The organism is Pseudomonas libanensis, from assembly GCF_001439685.1.
Lineage (GTDB): Bacteria > Pseudomonadota > Gammaproteobacteria > Pseudomonadales > Pseudomonadaceae > Aquipseudomonas > Aquipseudomonas libanensis.
Genome location: NZ_JYLH01000002.1, coordinates 376630 through 396713 on the forward strand (window position 1 = coordinate 376630; position 20084 = coordinate 396713).

7 protein-coding genes are annotated in these 20084 nt (G+C 60.3%); 5 read left to right on the forward strand and 2 right to left on the reverse strand.

Annotated features, from left to right (window positions below; genetic code table 11):
- Positions 1 to 36 precede the first annotated feature (36 nt).
- Positions 37 to 3747, forward strand: coding sequence for a methionine synthase (metH, locus tag TU73_RS04315; RefSeq protein WP_057011142.1), 3711 nt, complete (start codon positions 37 to 39; stop codon positions 3745 to 3747).
- Between the two features lie 19 nt (positions 3748 to 3766).
- Here the strand turns inward: metH and TU73_RS04320 are convergent, their stop codons facing one another.
- Complete coding sequence (locus tag TU73_RS04320) at positions 3767 to 10969, reverse strand: NEL-type E3 ubiquitin ligase domain-containing protein (RefSeq protein WP_057011143.1); 7203 nt, start codon at positions 10967 to 10969, stop codon at positions 3767 to 3769.
- 170 nt (positions 10970 to 11139) lie between these two features.
- Between TU73_RS04320 and TU73_RS04325 the strand changes: the two genes are divergently transcribed.
- Both TU73_RS04325 and TU73_RS04330 read left to right on the forward strand, forming a co-directional pair.
- A complete protein-coding gene (locus tag TU73_RS04325; RefSeq protein WP_057011144.1) occupies positions 11140 to 15960 on the forward strand; it encodes a dermonecrotic toxin domain-containing protein in 4821 nt (1606 codons plus the stop codon).
- Between the two features lie 49 nt (positions 15961 to 16009).
- Entirely contained in the window at positions 16010 to 16228 is a 219-nt protein-coding gene (locus TU73_RS04330; RefSeq protein WP_057011145.1) for a DUF2970 domain-containing protein, read from the forward strand.
- Here TU73_RS04330 and TU73_RS04335 read toward each other — a convergent pair.
- The gene (locus TU73_RS04335) at positions 16225 to 17292 is read right to left on the reverse strand and encodes an ABC transporter substrate-binding protein (RefSeq protein WP_057011324.1); all 1068 of its coding nucleotides are present in this window, start codon (positions 17290 to 17292) and stop codon (positions 16225 to 16227) included. The two genes, TU73_RS04330 and TU73_RS04335, sit on opposite strands and share 4 nt — an antisense overlap.
- A gap of 424 nt (positions 17293 to 17716) precedes the next feature.
- Here TU73_RS04335 and TU73_RS04340 point away from each other — a divergent pair, with 424 nt between their 5' ends.
- Together TU73_RS04340 and TU73_RS04345 are read left to right on the forward strand one after the other, a co-directional pair.
- A complete protein-coding gene (locus TU73_RS04340) occupies positions 17717 to 19375 on the forward strand; it encodes a nitrite/sulfite reductase (RefSeq protein WP_057011146.1) in 1659 nt (552 codons plus the stop codon).
- The gene (locus tag TU73_RS04345) at positions 19359 to 19853 is read left to right on the forward strand and encodes a DUF934 domain-containing protein (RefSeq protein ID WP_017528563.1); all 495 of its coding nucleotides are present in this window, start codon (positions 19359 to 19361) and stop codon (positions 19851 to 19853) included. The genes TU73_RS04340 and TU73_RS04345 overlap by 17 nt, the downstream gene beginning before the upstream one ends.
- Positions 19854 to 20084: the final 231 nt, after the last annotated feature.

Sequence of the window (20084 nt, forward strand, 5' to 3'; positions counted from 1 at the left end):
TCCATGCCCTCCGTAATGCCTGACCAGAGTAGTCCCATGCCCGATCGTAGCGCTCGCCTGCAAGCCCTTCACCAAGCTCTCAAGGAACGTATCCTGATCCTCGATGGCGGCATGGGCACGATGATCCAGAGCTATAAGCTCGAGGAGCAGGACTACCGTGGCAAACGCTTCGCCGACTGGCCAAGCGACGTCAAGGGCAACAACGACCTGCTGGTGCTCACTCGCCCCGACGTCATCGGTGGGATCGAGAAGGCTTACCTGGACGCCGGCGCTGACATCCTCGAGACCAACACCTTCAACGCCACGCGCATCTCCATGGCCGACTACGGCATGGAAGAACTTGCCTATGAACTGAACGTGGAAGGCGCACGCCTGGCGCGTAAAGTGGCCGACGCCAAGACCCACGAAAACCCGGCCAAGCCGCGCTTCGTCGCCGGCGTGCTTGGCCCGACCAGCCGCACCTGCTCGCTGTCGCCGGACGTGAACAACCCCGGCTACCGCAACGTGACCTTCGATGAACTGGTGGAAAACTACACCGAGGCCACTAAGGGCCTGATCGAGGGTGGCGCCGACCTGATCCTGATCGAGACCATCTTCGACACCCTCAACGCCAAGGCCGCGATCTTCGCCGTGCAAGGCGTGTTCGAAGCACTGGGCATCGAGTTGCCGATCATGATTTCCGGCACCATCACCGATGCTTCCGGCCGTACCCTGTCGGGCCAGACCACCGAAGCGTTCTGGAACTCCGTGGCCCACGCCAAGCCGATCTCCGTGGGCTTGAACTGCGCCCTCGGCGCCAGCGAGTTGCGCCCCTACCTGGAAGAGCTGTCGAACAAAGCCAATACTCATGTATCCGCGCACCCCAACGCCGGGCTGCCCAACGAATTCGGCGAGTACGACGAACTGCCGGCGCAAACCGCCAAGGTCATCGAAGAATTCGCCCAGAGTGGCTTCCTCAATATCGTCGGCGGTTGCTGCGGCACCACCCCGGGCCATATCGAAGCCATCGCCAAGGCCGTGGCCGGTTATGCGCCGCGCCCGATCCCGGATATTCCCAAGGCCTGCCGTCTGTCGGGCCTGGAGCCGTTCACCATCGACCGCAGTTCGTTGTTCGTCAACGTCGGCGAGCGCACCAACATCACAGGTTCAGCCAAGTTCGCCCGGCTGATCCGTGAAGACAACTACACCGAAGCCTTGGAAGTCGCCCTGCAGCAGGTGGAAGCCGGCGCCCAGGTGATCGACATCAACATGGACGAGGGCATGCTCGATTCGAAGAAGGCCATGGTGACCTTCCTCAATCTGATTGCTGGCGAGCCCGACATCTCCCGGGTGCCGATCATGATCGACTCCTCTAAGTGGGAAGTGATCGAGGCCGGCCTCAAGTGCATCCAGGGCAAGGGCATCGTCAACTCCATCAGCATGAAGGAAGGCGTGGAGCAGTTCATTCACCATGCCAAGCTGTGCAAGCGCTACGGCGCCGCCGTGGTGGTGATGGCTTTTGACGAGGCCGGCCAGGCCGACACCGAAGCGCGCAAGAAAGAAATCTGCAAGCGTTCCTACGATATCCTGGTCAATGAAGTCGGCTTCCCGCCGGAAGACATCATCTTCGACCCGAACATCTTCGCCGTCGCCACGGGTATCGAAGAGCACAACAACTACGCCGTCGATTTCATCAACGCCTGTGCCTATATCCGTGATGAGCTACCGTATGCGCTGACCTCCGGTGGCGTGTCCAACGTGTCGTTCTCGTTCCGTGGCAACAACCCGGTGCGCGAGGCGATCCACTCGGTGTTCCTGCTGTATGCGATCCGCAGCGGCCTGACCATGGGCATCGTCAACGCCGGCCAACTGGAGATCTACGACCAGATCCCGGCCGAGCTGCGTGACGCGGTGGAAGACGTGGTGCTCAACCGCACGCCGGAAGGCACCGACGCCCTGCTCGCCATCGCCGACAAATACAAAGGCGACGGCAGCGTCAAGGAAGCCGAGACCGAGGAATGGCGCGGCTGGCCGGTGAACAAGCGCCTGGAGCATGCGCTGGTCAAAGGCATCACCACGCATATCGTTGAGGACACCGAGGAATCCCGGCTGTCGTTCGCGCGCCCGATCGAAGTGATCGAGGGCCCGCTGATGTCCGGTATGAACATCGTCGGCGACCTGTTCGGCGCCGGCAAAATGTTCCTGCCCCAGGTGGTCAAATCCGCCCGGGTGATGAAGCAGGCCGTGGCCCATTTGATCCCGTTCATCGAACTGGAAAAAGGCGACAAACCGGAAGCCAAGGGCAAGATCCTGATGGCCACGGTCAAGGGCGACGTGCATGACATCGGCAAGAACATTGTCGGCGTGGTGCTCGGTTGCAACGGCTATGACATTGTCGACCTGGGCGTGATGGTGCCGGCAGAGAAGATCCTGCAGGTGGCCAAGGAGCAGAAGTGCGACATCATTGGTTTGTCCGGCCTGATCACGCCGTCCCTGGACGAAATGGTCCACGTGGCCCGCGAGATGCAGCGCCAGGACTTCCACCTGCCGCTGATGATCGGCGGCGCAACCACCTCCAAGGCGCACACGGCGGTGAAAATCGAGCCCAAGTACAGCAATGACGCGGTGATCTACGTCACCGACGCCTCCCGCGCCGTGGGCGTGGCCACGCAGTTGCTGTCCAAGGAACTGAAGGCCGGTTTCGTCGAGAAAACCCGCCTGGAATACATTGATGTGCGTGAACGCACCTCCAACCGCAGCGCGCGCACCGAGCGCCTGAGCTACCCGGCGGCCATTGCCAAGAAGCCGCAGTTCGACTGGAGCAGCTACATCCCGGTAGTGCCGACCTTTACCGGCGCCAAGGTGCTGGACAATATCGACCTCAATGTCCTGGCTGAGTACATCGACTGGACACCGTTCTTCATCTCCTGGGACCTGGCCGGCAAGTTTCCGCGCATCCTCACCGACGAAGTGGTGGGTGAAGCGGCTACCGCGCTGTATGCCGATGCCCAGGAAATGCTCAGGAAGCTGATCGACGAAAAACTCATCAGCGCCCGTGCCGTGTTCGGCTTCTGGCCGACCAACCAGGTGCAGGACGATGACCTGGAAGTCTACGGCGAAGATGGCCAGCCGATTGCCCGGCTGCATCACCTGCGCCAGCAGATCATCAAGACCGATGGCAAGCCGAACTTCTCCCTGGCCGACTTCGTCGCGCCCAAGGACAGCGGCGTGACCGACTACATCGGTGGCTTCATCACCACCGCTGGCATCGGCGCCGAAGAAGTGGCCAAGGCTTACCAGGATGCGGGCGACGACTACAACTCGATCATGGTCAAGGCCCTGGCCGACCGCCTGGCCGAAGCTTGCGCGGAGTGGCTGCACCAGCAGGTGCGTAAAAACTATTGGGGTTATGCCAAGGACGAGCAATTGGATAACGAGGCCTTGATCAAGGAGCAATACAGCGGCATCCGCCCTGCCCCCGGTTACCCGGCGTGCCCGGATCACACCGAGAAAGCCCAGCTGTTCCAACTGCTCGACCCCGAGGCCCGCGAGATGCAGGCCGGGCGCAGCGGTGTGTTCTTGACCGAGCACTACGCGATGTTCCCGGCGGCGGCGGTCAGCGGCTGGTACTTCGCCCACCCGCAGGCGCAGTACTTTGCCGTGGGCAAGGTCGACAAGGACCAGGTCGCCAGCTACACCGCGCGCAAAGGCCAGGACCTGGCCGTGACCGAGCGTTGGCTGGCGCCCAACCTGGGTTACGACAACTAGGCCTCTGGCCCGTAAGGCTCTACATGCGCCGCGACGGGCCGGGTTGCGGCGATGTTGGCGTCAGCTCTGCCGACAGTTGCTGCACCTCCTGGCGCGACAGTTCAAGCAGCTTCTGCGCTCGCGCGCTACCCAGCTCGATTTCCAGCATGATCAGCGCCTCCTCATAGCGCTCCTGACTCTCGGTGCCCGGCTGCCGGGCACTGTGTTCTTCCTCCAGCGCGTCCTGGCGACTGACAGCATTTTGCTCAAGCGCATCGAACGCTTCGGGGTAGCGCTGACGCAGGTAGCTGAGCCAATAGTCACGCGCGATCAGGCTTTCATAAAACGCGTCGGACGCCTCTGCCGCGAGCACCCCGGCGCGCGCCTCGATCAATGTCTGCCCGCTGATGGGCGTCGCAAACGCCATATGCGAGGGTTGCCCCGGCAGCTCCAACCCATCGGGCCAACCTCGGGTCATACCAATTCGATACTGCAGACGCACCTCAGCCCGGTCCATATTTCGGGCGTTGGCTTCGGCCAATGTATCGACCCGATCCAACCGGAACAATTGCCGGGACAGGTTCAGCAGACGCTGCCCCTTGAGCCTCAGGTCATGCGTCGGGATGTCTCGCAACACCTGTTCCTCGAACACCAGCACTTCCATTGCGCTGAACGTGAGGGTGCGTCCGTCGATACAGGTGTCATGGGTTTGCGAGGCCACGAACAACGGTTCACGCTGTTGCGCACTCTCGGTGGCGGCCTCGATCACATTCCATACCCGTCGCGTGAGGTCGGCGCGGGTGAAGCGGTACTCATGGGTATCGCGCAGTTGCGAAAGCAGATGAAAGAACGGCCCATGGCCGGGCTCCTGGGTCAGTTGCAACCACATTTGCCGCCTGGACGCAGCCAGGGCCTGCGGCGTGTTCATCAGCCAGGACGCCAGTGCTTCTTCTCCCGTCTCACCTTGCGCATCAAGAATGATCTCCAGGGGCTGGTAGCCGCCGCCCAGATCGTCGTCGGAATCACCATCGGAGTCGGAATCACCTCCAGAACCGCTATCTGCGTCCGAATCACTTTCAAGCGCGGCAATCCTGCGGTCGATTTCCGCTCGTGACACGCCCATCACGCCCCCATCTGCATGGGCTTCGCTGTAGTCCCTGAGCTGATGCAGGGCGTTGAGGGGCAACTGATGGTTATCGGACAGGTCTGTGCCCGCAACCAACCCGTCATGGCTGCCGCCCAACAACCGGTCCGGAAGGTTCCTGAGGCCGTTGCCACTGAGGTCCAGCGAGCGCAAATGCGCAGACTCCAACACGCCGAAAGGCCAAACTTCCATGTTGTTGTAGGCAAGGTTCAGCGTCTCAAGCCGGCTGAACGCCTCGGTGTTGAATTCTTCCAGGCTGTTATGGCTCAGATCCAGCCAACGCAGGTGTTCGCCACCCAACTGGCGGTATAAAGGGCCGGCATCAGAGAAGCTGTTGGCCGTCAGTTCCAGCCGCTCCAACTGACCCATGTGCTCAACAGCTTCAGGCAGCGCCGTCAGTTCATTGCCGCCGAGTATCAGCCTGGTCAGTTGCGTGAAGGCGTTGAAAAAGGCATTGGAGCCTTGGGCCGTGAGCCGCACGCCAGTCAGGTCCAGGGTACGAACATGGGGCAACTGCACCGCCAGCTCGGGCAGATCGCCCGTCTGCGCACCCTGCAGGCTCAGTTGCGGATTCGTGCCACCCGCCACCCCGTCCTGCCAGCACTCACGGATATTGTGCGCCGCCGACCAACGAGACTCCGCCGATACCCCGATAGTCGGACTGGCTGTATTGAATTCACGGATATACAACCATCCGTTCAACTGCCGCGTCAGCGATTCACTGGCTTGGTGCCACTGGCTCAGTTGCGCGTCTATCTGGAGATCGTCCATACCGTCGCCACGTAACTGCTCGATTCTCGCCAGAGCCTGCTCATGGGGCATGGCCGAATTCAACTGTTGCAAGCGTGGGGCAAACCCTGCGGCGCCTTCCAACGCGATCGCCGGCGCCGGCATCGGCAACAGGTAACGCGCGATGGAGGCGCCAGTCTCCTCCGGTGGAAATTGAGCCGGAACTGTCTCAGCGGCAAACCTGGCCAATGCTCCCTCAGGCAGCCCCCTGGCACGCTCGATACGCTCGTGTGCGGCTTTCAGGTTTTTCTCGCCCGCGGGACTGAAGCGGTTTCCCGTCAGGTTGAGCTTGAGCAGCAGCTCATCCTCGGCCAGGGCTTGCTGCGGCAGTGTCGGTATTGCGTTGTGACGTAAATCGAGCCAGGACAACTGCGTCAAACCCTCAGCCCCCGTTGGCCAGGCCTTTAAGGTGCTCCCCTGGAGATCCAGGGCCTTGAGCTGAGTCAAGGCGCTGATATCAAGCTGTTCGAGCGGGTTAGCCCGCAGATTCAGGTATTCAACGCCAGTCAAGCCATTGAGCTGCGTTTGAACGGCAGGCGTCATCACAATGCGGTTGTGGGAAAGGTCGAGCCGGGTCAAGGCTGGTAGATCAGCAGAGCCAACCGGTACTTCGGTCAACCCATGGCCACTGATTTCGAGGCTTTGGGTGGCGCTGAACGCTCGAATGAATCCGCGAGTCTGCTCGATGGTTTCACCGACCCAACCCAACCGCAAGGTCGTTACATGGGAAAACGACCCAGCTGGCAGTTGTGGAAGCGTAACGGTTTTTGCATTGCGCGCGCCCATGCTGTCTACAAGCCCCGGTAAGTCAAACACCGATACTTGCGCGGGCAGGCCATAGCGTTGGGCAACCGCCCCGCGCCAGCTGTTTTCAAGGGCATTGATGACCAGAGCGTTTTGGCCGAGTTGCCATTCGGGCAGACGCAACCTGAACCTGACGCCGCCCGGCATTACAGAGGCAAATTGCCCGAACAGCCTGCGGTACTCTTCGCTGAGTGCCTCGACAGCCGCAAACCTTGTTTCGGGGGTGTGCCAGGTTGCCATGATTTTTTGGTGCAATGCCCCTCTCTCGGCGTTACCGCCAAACAGAGAGCCCAACTCGCCTTGACTGTACTGCGTGACCATTTGGTTCAGGTCAGCCAAATGCCCCATCGGCCCCGAGTAGGCGCTGACGTAGTCATAAGCCGGTTTGAAGTGCTCCCGGGAAAACCTTGCCCAGTTCAGCGACAAGCCGGCCCAGATTTTTTCGTGCCCGGTATAGAGCGCGTCAGGCAGCGCGCTGATGCCGGTGTTGGCCAGATCGAGGCGCTCCAGCTGCGTGAGCTTTTGAACGTAAGCGGGCCACTGTAACAAGGCTTGGGGGGCATCAATCGTTAGAGATTTCAGCCGTGTCAACGCGGATAAATCCGCCTCCTGAAACGCGGTGGGGTTATAGCTGTTAGAGATGAGGTGAAGCTCTTCAAGCGCCGTCAGTTCACTGAGCCCTGAAGAAAATTGTGCCCACGACACCACATTACTCGCTTCGAACTTCAAACTTTTAAGCGCCGTCATCGTTTTTACTGCCTGGGGCACGCTGGTGAGCAACGGTGCGTCGAGGGTTATCGCCCTCATGTGAACACTGTCGCCCAGGTACAGCTTTTCGACATTAGGGAACTGCGCGAGAAAACCGTCTGCATTGGCGTCATTGATACCGATCCCTTCTACCGACAACTCCCTGATATGGGAAAAGTCAGCCGCCAGCGCCGGCAAGGGCGCATCGACAACGATGCGTAGCTTGGCTGCGTCGGTCACCTCTCCCGCCAGCGGCGAACTGCGCCAACTGTCCTTGAGTGTTTGCACCGCGTATGCCCTGAGGCTGTGGGAGGGGCTGGCGGTGAATGGGTTGGGCGCCGTACGCGGCCCCACCCACTGATCGAGTGCCCGTTCCAAATCCCGATATTCACGCTCTCGATTTTGCAGCAAGTTGAATATCTGCTTGTCGTTTCTGCCGCCCTGGCGCAACTGCCGTACAAAGTGACTGGCTTGCTCATCGGTCAAGTCTGGGTAGAGATCTCGCACACGTCCGTTCAGGCTCAGATCCAAGCCTTGCCCACGACCACTGGCGTAATACCCCACCAGCTTGCCGTTGACCCGCGCCGGCGGCTTGAACCCTTTGGCTTGCGGCTCGAGTATGCGTGCAGCCTGTTCGCGATAGCGGTCCGCGTGGCGGATGATTTTGCCGCGCAAGTCAGCGCTCTGGCTGACATTCGGCACGCCCAGGCGTTGGCGGGCTTGATCGGGCAAGGCATGCATAAGCGATGCGTAGTAATTGTCCCCGTCCCTGGGCACGCTGTTGAGTGCCTCCCCCCGCTCATTGAACGCCTGGTAGCGTGGGCCACTTTTGACCAGGTACTTTTTATCCGGCGCGCTGTCGCCACCAATGCTGTCAAGCAGCGCACCGCTCGGGCTGCCCTCGCGTACTTCCAGGCGCAAGGTATCCGGCCATCCCGGCAGTTGCTCGAGAGTGTGCAACGCCAGCCGACGACTGTCCGCCGAGGCGATGGCGTCGCTACGCAAACCGGCGTACGCCCGTACCTGACGGCCTTGGCGTGCATACCAACGCGCCTCTTCCAGCATGCTCAGTGGCACGCGGCGGGTTTGCTCCATCTGCTTGAGCTCCTGGGCACGAGCATGGGCCAGCACGTCTTGCGCCGCCGCTTCACTCAGGCCCGGACAGGTGCGTTGCAACTGGCGGATGCGCGCATCCACAGGCTCGGTGCCCGTGTAAATACTGTCAAAAATCGCCGGTTTTCGCGTCATCGCGTACTCGGCGATCTGCTTGTTGAATTCCTGTGGCCTGGACTCACGCACCCGCGCGGGTTCCGACCCCAGCAAACGCGTCACTTCAGACTCATCCAGCGAGGCCAGAATGCGCGCAGCCAACTCACCACTCAAGACATCACGCCGGCTTACCTTGACCGTGGGCTTGGAGGGCGCGCCGGGACGCACGCGCTCGGAGCCATACTTCACTGACTCACCCGTCAATGACTGCCCCTTGAATACTTCCAATACCTTCCCGCGCGGCCAGCGCGGCATCTCAGCCACCAGCGGCAGCGCAAACAGGTAGCGCTCATCAATCGGCTGGTGGCCTTGCAGCTGTTCGAGCACCTCCCCCGCCGCAGAGTCGGCCTTGAACATACGCATGGCATCGGCCAGTTCCGGGAGCGGCGCCGCGTGGTCCATGTGCATTTTGCGCAAGGCGTTGTCGCTGACGCCGCTGACATCCGCCACCTTGATCAGCTCAGTGTCGGAAAACTCTTCGGTGACATGGCCCATGCGCCTCAACAGGGTCAGGCGATCCCACTCCAGCGGGCGCTCCAGGGTATGGCGCCAGGCGCCCAGCCCATTGCTCTCAAGTATCGGCTGATAAGCGCCGGCATCGGTAGGATGCTTGATACGCCACTTAGCGATCGATTCATCGAAATAATGCTCGTAGACCTTGCCGTCTTGTCGGATATAGCTTTTGCCGTCAATCAGGTGTTGCCCCAAGGCATCAGGGGCTGGGCCGGCATCCAGCGAAATGCTGCTTTCATAGGCGCTCAGGTCCGGCTTCCAAAGGCGGGTCTCACCATTGGGCAGGGTCACGGGGCTCAGGCTCTCAATCACCGGCTCAGGCTTGACGGCGCGGAACTTGCCGACAGCCACGCCAACGCCGGCCATCACCGCGATCTGCGCCAGATTTTCCGCCACGTCGACCAGGTGCGCCTTGGCCGCGCGTTTATTGCCTTCGGCCCACTCGATCGAACCTTCAAGCGTTTCAGATAACAGTTGCTCGACCATGACTGTCATCATGATTTCGCCCAACCCGGGCACAAACATAGAGACCAGATTGAGTGCCAGCATGCCGATTTCCATCAAGTGCGCCAGCTTGGTCTCCCGCGCCTTGGCATCGACGTCGGCAGTAGGCACTGCATGGGCACGGGCGTCGGCCAGAACCTTGTCACGATGCTTTTCGTACTGAAAGGGCCAAATGTCGAGCAGCCCGGAAAAGGTGCCTGTACCGCGGTAGGGCATCAAGTTACCAGGCGCAATGTAAGGGTCACTTACCGGCTCCATCTTCGCCGGCTTTTCAGGCGGCAGCTCTTTGATACTTGTGATTGGCGACAATCCGAGTGCGAACTCCACGAACGTGCGCCAAGGTGAAGTCAACGGGCCACTCGGAGAATCCGCAGACTTCTGCGTGAACTGGCTGAAATAGTAGGGTTGTTGATCATAGGGCATGAACTGGCTGAAAAACTTCTGATAGGCCGTCGGCGTCGGATCGACAGCCGTCATGCCCTCACGTGCGGTGAACAGGCGTTTTAACGTGTCACACATTTGCTGTCTGCTGCTGTAGCGCTTGAGTGGGTGAGCCGGGTCATGGGGGATATAGAGAATCAACTCTTCGGCGTACCTGTCGCCGATGACAAAATAGATGCAGCCGACCAGCCTTTTGCCCATCAGGCTCATGTCGTAGGGCCAGACCCGCTTATTACCGATTGTGAGATAGAGCGTGCCATTGACCATCGACACAATCATGGCGTGATCCGCAGGTTCGATATCCCCGGTCAGCACCGCGTGGTCGGCGGCAGCCTTCATGGTTGCCTTCTGGCTGGCAATAAAGTGCTGACGTAGCGCAGGGGCGGGACTGCTGTCGACCGGTGCAAAGAACGCCTTCAGGTAGGTCTGATACTGCGCGCCGATATCAAGGCTGCGGCACAAGGTCGTGAACTGGCTGACCGACAAGCCCAGGATGACAGGCTCATAGGTGCCAGGTGTGGCCGTCTCCAGCACAAACCCTGAGCTCTTGTGGTAAGCACCCGGCTTGCATTCCCACGCTTCGAAATTATGCAGGGCCGCCTGCAACATCGACAGTTTCAGGAGTTCGAACGAGCCCAGCTCCACTTGCGCGATACTGATCTCCAGTGGCCGACGCAGACATAGGCAGGTCTTTTCCACATCGACTTCCACCTGGTACTGATCTTTCAACGCCTCGAGCAGCAAAGGCTTGGCAAATGCATCGATGTTCTTGAACGTCGCCATGGTTTTGTCCAGTTGGACCTGGGCGACAGCGCTAGCCTTGACACTTGCGTTGAGGGTGTTGCGTTGTGCAGGCGTGGCGTCTTTGTACCACTGCGGCAAAGCCGGGGGGACGGCTTTAAGTGCCGAGCGGCGAGCAGGCGTTGCATCGACCAACCATTGCGGCACCGCCTTTTCAAGAAAGTCGCCGTGAATACTCTGGGTAGCCTCGAGCTTCAGCTCGCCTCTGGGGAGAGGGGATGAGTCCAGCATGGTGTCACTCCTTTGAAATGGAATGACAGCGGACCACGGCGTCGATCGTGGCGGGCAGTATCCCCATAACGCACCGGTAGCCGCGCTATTGGATTTCCTATCGCAGACCGATTACCGGTCAGCTGAGCCGGAAGCCAATAACCGGCTGCACACGCGAAAAGGAAATAATTATGTCCGCCCCCGCTCCCCTGCCAACCACGGCTCTGAGCCAACGGCCCGCCCAGGCCGTACAAGAACGTTTCGCCACCCGCCCGCGCCTGTTTTCAGTGGTGTTCAATGCACTGCGCGGGCGCATCCTTGAGCGTTACCCATCGCTCAACCTGGACCTGCTCACGGTCAAGCTGGCCAGCCCGCATCCCTCCGGCCATTACACCTACAAGGGTTTGATGGAAGTCGCTATCGCACACGTCCTGAACCCACAGTTGCTTGACCTGCATTCAAAGCGCGAACTGCCCTTCTACCTGTCGCAACAAATACCCACCATCCTCAAGCCCGATACCCTACCGCTGATCGACATGCAGGTGATCGCGCAGATTATCGATCAATTGCCATCCTCGCTCTATCTGCATTGGCAGCACGACCTGGCTGATTACTGGAGCCAGCAGGACAACCACGGCAGCAGTCGCTGGCAATGGCTGGGCGCGCTGCTCAACGGCCAGATGACCGCTGCGGCGGCCGGTCGGACAAGCTTGAGCGAGACCCAACGGGATATGCTGACGGCCGTCGCGACTTGGCCGACATTGGCCGAGCGTCTGCCCCATCCCTCGCCGCCGACGCATGTTTATTTCATTGAAAGCACGCTATTCAAAGCCGGCAATGAGGTTCGCTTGCTGACCCCGGACATGTTGCTGGTGCGCGATAAACAGGTGTTGCTGTACAGCGTGGCCGGCGTGATCGAGGCTTTTGAGTCAATCGATGCGCTCAGCCAGGCCTGGGGCGCCAGAATGCAGGAGCAATTCCAGTTCGACAGCCTTACCTGGCGGCGTAACGAGCCGGAGAACAACGTGTTCGAACAGCAGGCCGGGCTGATCCTCAACCAGCAACTCGAAGACCTCACCGCCTTCAGATTTCAAGGTCAAGACGAACGAAGCCTGGGGCTACGCCTGGAACAACTCACCGATCCCGCGGTGTATTTCGTCCCCGAACCAGCGACCGTCCCGGCGAGTTTGCGTACCATCAGCGAGCAACTGCCTGAATGGCTCATGCAAGCTGACCCGACTGACCGCTTTGCCTACCACCGCCACTTGCAGGATATGGCGCAAGTGCTGCGACAAAGCCAGGGCCGCTCGTTCAATGAAGGCATTGAAGACATCCAGCGCTTCAGCCGCACCCTGCTGCGCACGCAAATGCAGGCCGACCATGGGGCCTTGGACCCCGATGATGTGCTGCTGGACTTTGCTGTAGCCGCCGGGTACCCGGGAGGTTCCGGCATCATTGAACATGTGCGCATGTCGCTGACGGATCTGGCCATCCGCAATCTGGCCGGCAAACCCAAAGGCACGCTCAAGCTGTCGTTGAAAAGTGGCGCGCCGTTGCCAGATTGGATGAACGAGAACTACCTGTTGGGCAGCACAGGGCTGATCCAGCGCGTCGACATTGGCGCCCGCTACCCGCAAAACATCAAGGATTTGCTGTTGTCCGACAGCGTCGATGCGCGGCCCAGGGAGCAATTGTTCACCCGAGAACTCAAGGTGCACCTGCCGATGCAGGCGCTGGAGTACAAGATCCGCCGGCAACACGGCGTGACCCTCAAGGGCTATCTCTATGTAAAGGCACTGATGGGGGAAATGCCCGCGGACAGAATCGTCGACGACCAGGAAATTGTCCTGCGCCCCCTGGCCCTGTGCCGTAAAACCGGAGCCACGCCCGACGAGGTCAACAACGTCTTCATTATCGAGGCGCGTGACACGAGCGTGGGCCCGCACCTGCTGTACCGACCGTTATATGCGCCAGCCCTGCTCGAATACCCGACACGCCAGGCGCTGCTGGCAGCCATCGCCCAGCCCGGCGCGGTGCAAGACAGCGTGTTGACCTGGTTGAGCGACAAGGCCCGGCCCATCTACGACCACGGCGGCATCCAGGAACCGCACCTGATTCGCTTTCTGCCTGGGGATGAGTTCAGCATTGCCGAGAAACCGGCGCCAGCCACGCTGGCCGTCGATGAAGGTGCCGGGGAATGGCTTCAGTCGCAAATCAACGGCCAACTGCTCAACCACTTGTTTGGCAGCACCGCGCGGGCGATGGTCGACCTGGCGGACCGCGAATCGGTGTCCAACCACGAAAGTCGCTGGGCGATTCTGATGGAAGGTGCCTGGCTGCTGTTCAATACGTTGCTGCTGCCACTGGCGCGAGGGCCGGCCATGTTGGCGGGCTGGTTGCTGGTGTTGGTCAGCAGTGTTGAGCAAGATTTGGCCGGCCTGGACAGTGATGATCCAACCACCCGTGAGCTGGCGTTGATCGACCTGCTGCTTAATACCGCGATGGTTCTATTGCACGCCGCATCCTCACCCCGTCGGCCGAAGCCGACTGACGAGCACAACACTCTGGCGTCCTGGCGCCGCAGAGCGGGTGTACCACATCACCAAGACGCACCCGTGGTCCGCCAGGGGGCGGTGGCGTTGCCCGGCGAGCCCCCGGCGGCAGGCCACACAGCCCTGGACTTCAGCCACTCCCTGGCCAGCCCGCAAGCCGGCGCCAAGCTGCTCAGGGCGTTACTCGATGTGCATGTGCCTTGGCCCGAGCCGCTACCCACCGCGGAACAAACTGGCACCTTCAAAGGGCTCTTCCGCATTGACGGGACCTGGCACGCCAGCGTGGGCGGGCTGCTGTTCCAGGTCAGTGTGGTGCCGGGGTTCGGTGAGGTTTATCTGGTACATCCACAGCATCCGGAGCATCCAGGCTTCAAGTTGATCGGCGACAGCCAGGGGCATTGGCGGCTGGATCGCCATGCCAGGCTGGAGGGCGGCATGCGTCGGGGCAGGCTTAATGAGTGGCGGCAACAGCACGCCGAGCGCGTAAGTCAACTGAAGGCGCAATTGAACGCTCTCAACCTGCAAGCGAAGCCATTCGCGGAGCGCACCGGTGCGCTTGAGGTGACGATGGAAAATGCGCGTAAAGCCTTGGACGAGCACAAAAAAAACCTGCGGGCCGACTGGCTCATGCTCGACAACCCCGGTTTGCTTGCGGCACTGCGCCCTAGAATCATTGAGCGCCACGCGCAACGGCAGCGCTCGACGGCCAGCTACAGAGTGCAGTGGAACATTGCTGTCGACACCTTCCAACAAAACGCACGGCAGGTGATTACGGCGATGCAAAATATCCGAGCCAAGGCCGAGGAGCTGATCCAAGCCGACAGGAGCACTTCCGAGCACACAAAAGCCCGGAATGACGCGACCACAATAATTTACGTCAACTGGCTATCGATGCATGAATCCTTGAGTCAGAAGTTTTCAGACACACTTGAAACCCCGTTCGGTGAAAATGACGATGAGCTGGGCAATCGAATGAATCGAGAGCTGCCCGAACACAATACGAACGCCTATGAGCAATTCATCAGCGCCAGACGCCAACAGATCGAAACGCTGCAACACCTGATTGAGCCGACAGTGCAGATGGAAAAGCTGCTGGAGCACGCCGAGCCGAAACTGCGCGAGTATCTGTTGGAACAAACGCCCGGCGAAGTCAAACCCATGGCGTCAGTTGTCATCAAACAGCACCTGCTGCTACTGCTGATGGATCTGGTAGTTGATCGCACGCATGACTCGCGTCTGCCGGCAGAGTATCCATTTGTCATTGATCTCACCGACTCGCAAACCACCCTCAGCGTGCGTGCGCATACGGAAATGCGCACAACCCGCGGTTACTCAACGGCGGAACAGATCGACGTACTCAAGAATGTGCTGACGCGGTATGAGCGCCTGGAGAACGCCGTCAACTCGTTGACCGAAATGGGCTCAGGCTTCATACGCGAGCAATACCGCGTTCCCTTCATGGAAAACCTGAGTGAGGCACGCTCAAGCCTGGAAGCACAACTGTCCCAGTTGATCCTCGCTGAAGAAGGGTTTTCCCCTGCGCCCGCCCCCGCATCCCGGCAGAAACCCGCTACCCGCAGGGTCATCAGGACCCGCAACCGCGACACCCTGGTGGGCGACGTACGCCCGAGCGAGCCAGGTGTCGAAGGCAATTTCATCGACATCAAGGACCCGTTCACCGGGCAGACCGTCGCCACTTATCTTGAACATGCCAGTGAAGATTTCTGGAACGTCGTCGAGCAAGCGCCGCCGGCCCAGCAGCCCGCCGTGCCGGCAGCCCGCACATTAAGGACAATCAAAGCGCATGCGCAAATCGTCAGTGACGAGCGGGCAGGTATCGATGCCAGCATTCGCTTCCAGCAGCGCAAGCTTCAGGAACCCGGCCGCCGCGAAGGCCTCGATCCCCATGAATGGGATGTGATGCTCAGCCAGCATGCCGCAAAGTTCGAAGCCCTGGCAGCGGAACTCAAACGCGACCACGGCGCCGACGTGCAGGCCAATGCCCTTCATGATTCCTATCTGGATCAGGCGCAGGCCGCCATGCAGCAAGCCCGCGAAATGTGCAGTGAGGGGTATCAACTGCAACGCCCCAGAGCCACCAATGTCGCGTATATGTGGCGCCATGGTTTTATCGATATCAATCTGGTCCGCAGCCGCATCAAATTGAAGGGCGGCGACTTTCTCACCGAATATGCAATCCGCGACAAAAACAAAATAAAGGCCGGCAAACAGGGCGAAGACAACGTGTTGTGGTACGCCCACTTCCACTACCCGGCCGCCGATACACCGGCTTCCCAGCCTGCCTTTGGTCATCTGAAAACCATCGCCGAGCGCCGGTTCACCCGCCGGGAATTGATCGAACAGGCTCGCGCCGACAACCGCGCCGTGGTCAACCTGGAGAAGGCCGAGATCAGGGCGCCGCTGGACCAGGAGCTGTTCCTGGGGCTGGAAGTGTTGTGATCGCCAGATTGTCTATGCTCTGTACGACCACCTTGCTGACGAGGGCTGTATGGACGATCCCAGCAATAACAAACCGCCGACCTTCTGGCAGATGCTGCACAGCGTGATGGCGGCGGCCTTCGGCGTGCAGAGCGGCAAAAACCGCGCCCGCGACTTTACCCACGGCAAGCCCAGCCACTTTGTAATTTTGGGCATCGTGTTTACGGCGGTGTTTGCCTTGACGTTGTTCGGCATCGTCAAACTGGTGCTGCACTTGGCCGGGGTTTAGCGCAGCAGCAGTTGCAGACTGAAGGGGTAAAGGTAGGCCTCGGGCTTGCCCACGGCCGACAACGCACGAAAATCCACCGCCGCGAGCGGCCCTGACAGCCGTTGCGCCAAGGGGGTATCGATGAGCTGGAATAATGCTTGCTGGCGGTCGCGGCCGCCATAAGTACCGATATCGACCCCCTTGGCATCGTCATGGATCAGCACCATTGCCCAGCCGCCCAAGGTGAAATGGCCCGCGACCAAGGTGGTCAATCGCCCATTCATACGCGCCTGCAGGATTTCGGGCGAGCTGTTGACCGCGCTGAACAACATGTCCTTGCCCGGCACACGCCCTTCGTTTTGTAGAGCCTGCATGGCACCCAGGGCCATTTCATCGTTGGCTGACCACACCAACGCTGTTTGCGGGTAGCGTTTGAACATCTGCGTGGCTTGCTCCAAAGCGCGTTGACGGCTCCATTCCCCGTAGACCAACTGGCGCAGGCGCACCTCGGGATGCTCGGCCAGGGCGCGGCGCAAGCCTTGTTCACGCAGCAAGGCAGCCGGGGTGGTCTTGGTGCCGGAAAACGCCAGCAGGTCAAGGTATGCCCCTGGGGAAACCGGCCCGTGCTGGCGCAGTAAGTCGGTCAGCATCAGGTAGCCGGCATGTTCGTCGTCGGCCACCAGGCTGCCGATCACCCGGGTTTGCTTGCGCACATCCAGCAGTTGCACCTGGTCGGGGGTCAGCGCGTTATGCACAATCAGCAGCTTGACCCCGCTGCCTTCGGCCATGCGCAGGATTTGCGGGGCGACATATTGCTCATTCACCAGCACCAGGTAATCAGGGCGCTGGCTGCCCTGCAGCGCCTCCCGTGCCTGAGCCAGGGTCGTAGGGTTGTCGCGCTCGGAATAGCGCACACGCAAATCCAGGCCGAGGTCCTTGGCGGCGGCCTGCATGAATTGCGCATAACTGACCCAGAAGGTTTCCGTCGACATGCCAGGGTTGAGAAATACCACCGACGCGGCATGGGCCATGGCCCCATACGTCGAACCCAGCAACAACATGCACGTAATCACAACCTTCAACATGGTTTTCGAGCCCTGAACGATGACCGCCATGATAGTGGCAAATCGACAGTCAATCGAGGCTCAATCAGCATTGCCTGTTATTGGTGGCTGACCCAGAACACAGCGGTCCCAACCACCAGGATGATCAGGAATAAAATCGCCCAGGCATCCACGGTACTGTCAGGTTTACGGGCTTTGGTGGAATTGCTCATCGCATCGCCTCTTGTCGGTTTTATAGGTGACTGCACTAAGACTCGATCACAGTAAAGACCAGAGTTGTCCCTATGACAAATGTGGGTATGGCGATAACCGTTCTCATTAGTCAGTTTGGTTATTTACATATACCCAAACATCACTTTTGCGCATATACGCAAACTGGTATCGTGCGCCGGCTCCGTTGGGAGTGCGCGGCCGTGCGCGCAGATTTGCCGAGAACAGGACCTATATGTACGTATACGACGAATACGATCAGCGCATCATCGAGGACCGCGTCAAGCAGTTCCGTGATCAGACCCGACGCTACTTAGCAGGTGAACTGAGCGAAGAAGAGTTCCGCCCTCTGCGCCTGCAAAATGGCCTTTACGTTCAGCGCTTTGCGCCGATGCTGCGGGTGGCCGTGCCCTATGGCCAACTGACGTCGCGCCAGACGCGAATGATGGCCAAGATCGCCCGCGACTTCGACAAAGGCTATGCCCACATCAGCACCCGCCAGAACGTGCAGTTCAACTGGCCGGCCCTGGAAGATGTGCCGGACATCCTGGCCGAATTGGCTACCGTGCAGATGCACGCCATTCAGACCAGCGGTAACTGCCTGCGCAACGTGACCACCGACCAGTTTGCCGGCGTCGCTGCCGACGAGTTGATCGACCCACGGCCGTGGTGTGAAATCGTGCGTCAGTGGACCACCTTCCACCCCGAATTCGCCTACCTGCCGCGCAAGTTCAAGATCGCCATCAACGGCTCGACCTCGGACCGTGCGGCCATCGAAGTGCACGATATCGGCCTGGAGCCGGTGCACAACGCAGCCGGCGAGCTGGGTTTCCGCGTGCTGGTGGGTGGCGGCCTCGGACGTACCCCGGTGGTCGGCGCGTTCATCAACGAGTTCCTGCCGTGGCAGGACCTGTTGAGCTACCTCGATGCGATTTTGCGGGTCTACAACCGCTATGGTCGTCGCGACAACAAATACAAGGCCCGGATCAAGATCCTGGTCAAGGCGCTGACCCCTGAGGTGTTCGCCCAGAAAGTCGACGCCGAGATGGAACACCTGCGCGGCGGCCAGACCACCCTGACCGAAGCCGAAGTACACCGCGTGGCCAAGCACTTCGTCGACCCTGAGTACAAGGCCCTGGCCAACCAGGACGCCGAGCTGGCCGCCCTCGACCAGCAGCACCCAGGCTTCGCCCGCTGGCGCACGCGCAATACCCTGGCGCACAAGAAGCCCGGCTACGTGGCAGTGACCCTGTCGCTCAAGCCCACCGGCGTAGCGCCAGGCGACATCACCGACAAGCAACTGGACGCGGTCGCCGACCTTGCCGAGCGCTACAGCTTCGGCCAGCTGCGCACCTCCCATGAGCAGAACATCATTCTCGCGGACGTCGAGCAGAGCCAACTATTCACTCTATGGGGCGAGCTGCGCGAAGGCGGTTTTGCCACGCCGAACATTGGCCTGTTGACCGATATCATCTGCTGCCCGGGCGGCGACTTCTGCTCCCTGGCCAACGCCAAGTCGATACCGATTGCCGAATCGATCCAGCGCCGTTTCGACGACCTGGACTACCTGTTCGACATCGGCGAGCTGGACCTGAACATCTCCGGTTGCATGAACGCCTGTGGTCACCACCACGTCGGCCACATCGGCATCCTGGGCGTGGACAAGAAAGGCGAAGAATTCTACCAAGTGTCCCTGGGTGGCAGCGCCAGCCGCGATGCGAGCCTGGGCAAGATCCTCGGCCCATCCTTCGCCCAGGAAGCCATGCCGGAGGTGATCGGCAAGCTGATCGACGTATATATCGAACAGCGTACCGAAGATGAGCGTTTCATCGACACCTACCAGCGCATCGGCATCGACCTGTTCAAGGAGCGCGTCTATGCAGCGAATCATTAAGAACAACGAAGTCGTCGACGAAACCTGGCACCTGCTGCCCAAGGACGCGAGCTTCGACGGCATCTCCAACTGTGACGACCTGATCGTGCCGTTGGCCCTGTGGCGCGAACACGGCCACGCGCTCAAGGCCCGCGACGGCGGCCTGGGCGTGTGGCTGGACGCCGATGAAGAAGCCGAGGAAATCGGTGATGATGTGCAACATTTCCAGGTCATCGCCCTGAACTTCCCGGCCTTCACCGATGGGCGCAACTACTCCAACGCCCGCCTGCTGCGTGACCGTTATGGCTACAAGGGTGAATTGCGCGCGATTGGCGACGTGTTGCGTGACCAACTGTTCTACCTGCGCCGTTGCGGGTTCGATGCCTTCGCCTTGCGCGCCGACAAAGACCCGTATGAAGCGCTGGAAAGCCTCAAGGACTTCTCGGTGACCTATCAGGCTGCGACGGACGAGCCGCTGCCGCTGTTCCGCCGACGCTGAGTACCAAAATGTGAGAGGGGGCTTGCCCCCGATGACGGAGTACCAGCCAACAGATTCGTTGGCTGATCCACCGCTATCGGAGCATAGGTATCTACACAATTGCTTGCTCTTGCGCTGTTGCTGTTGCTGTTGCTGTTGCTGTTGCTCTGGCTTTTGATCTTGATCTCAGGCGCCCCGTCAAACACGCTGGCCGAACGCAGGCTTGAATCCGTGGGTAACCCGGCAGGACGC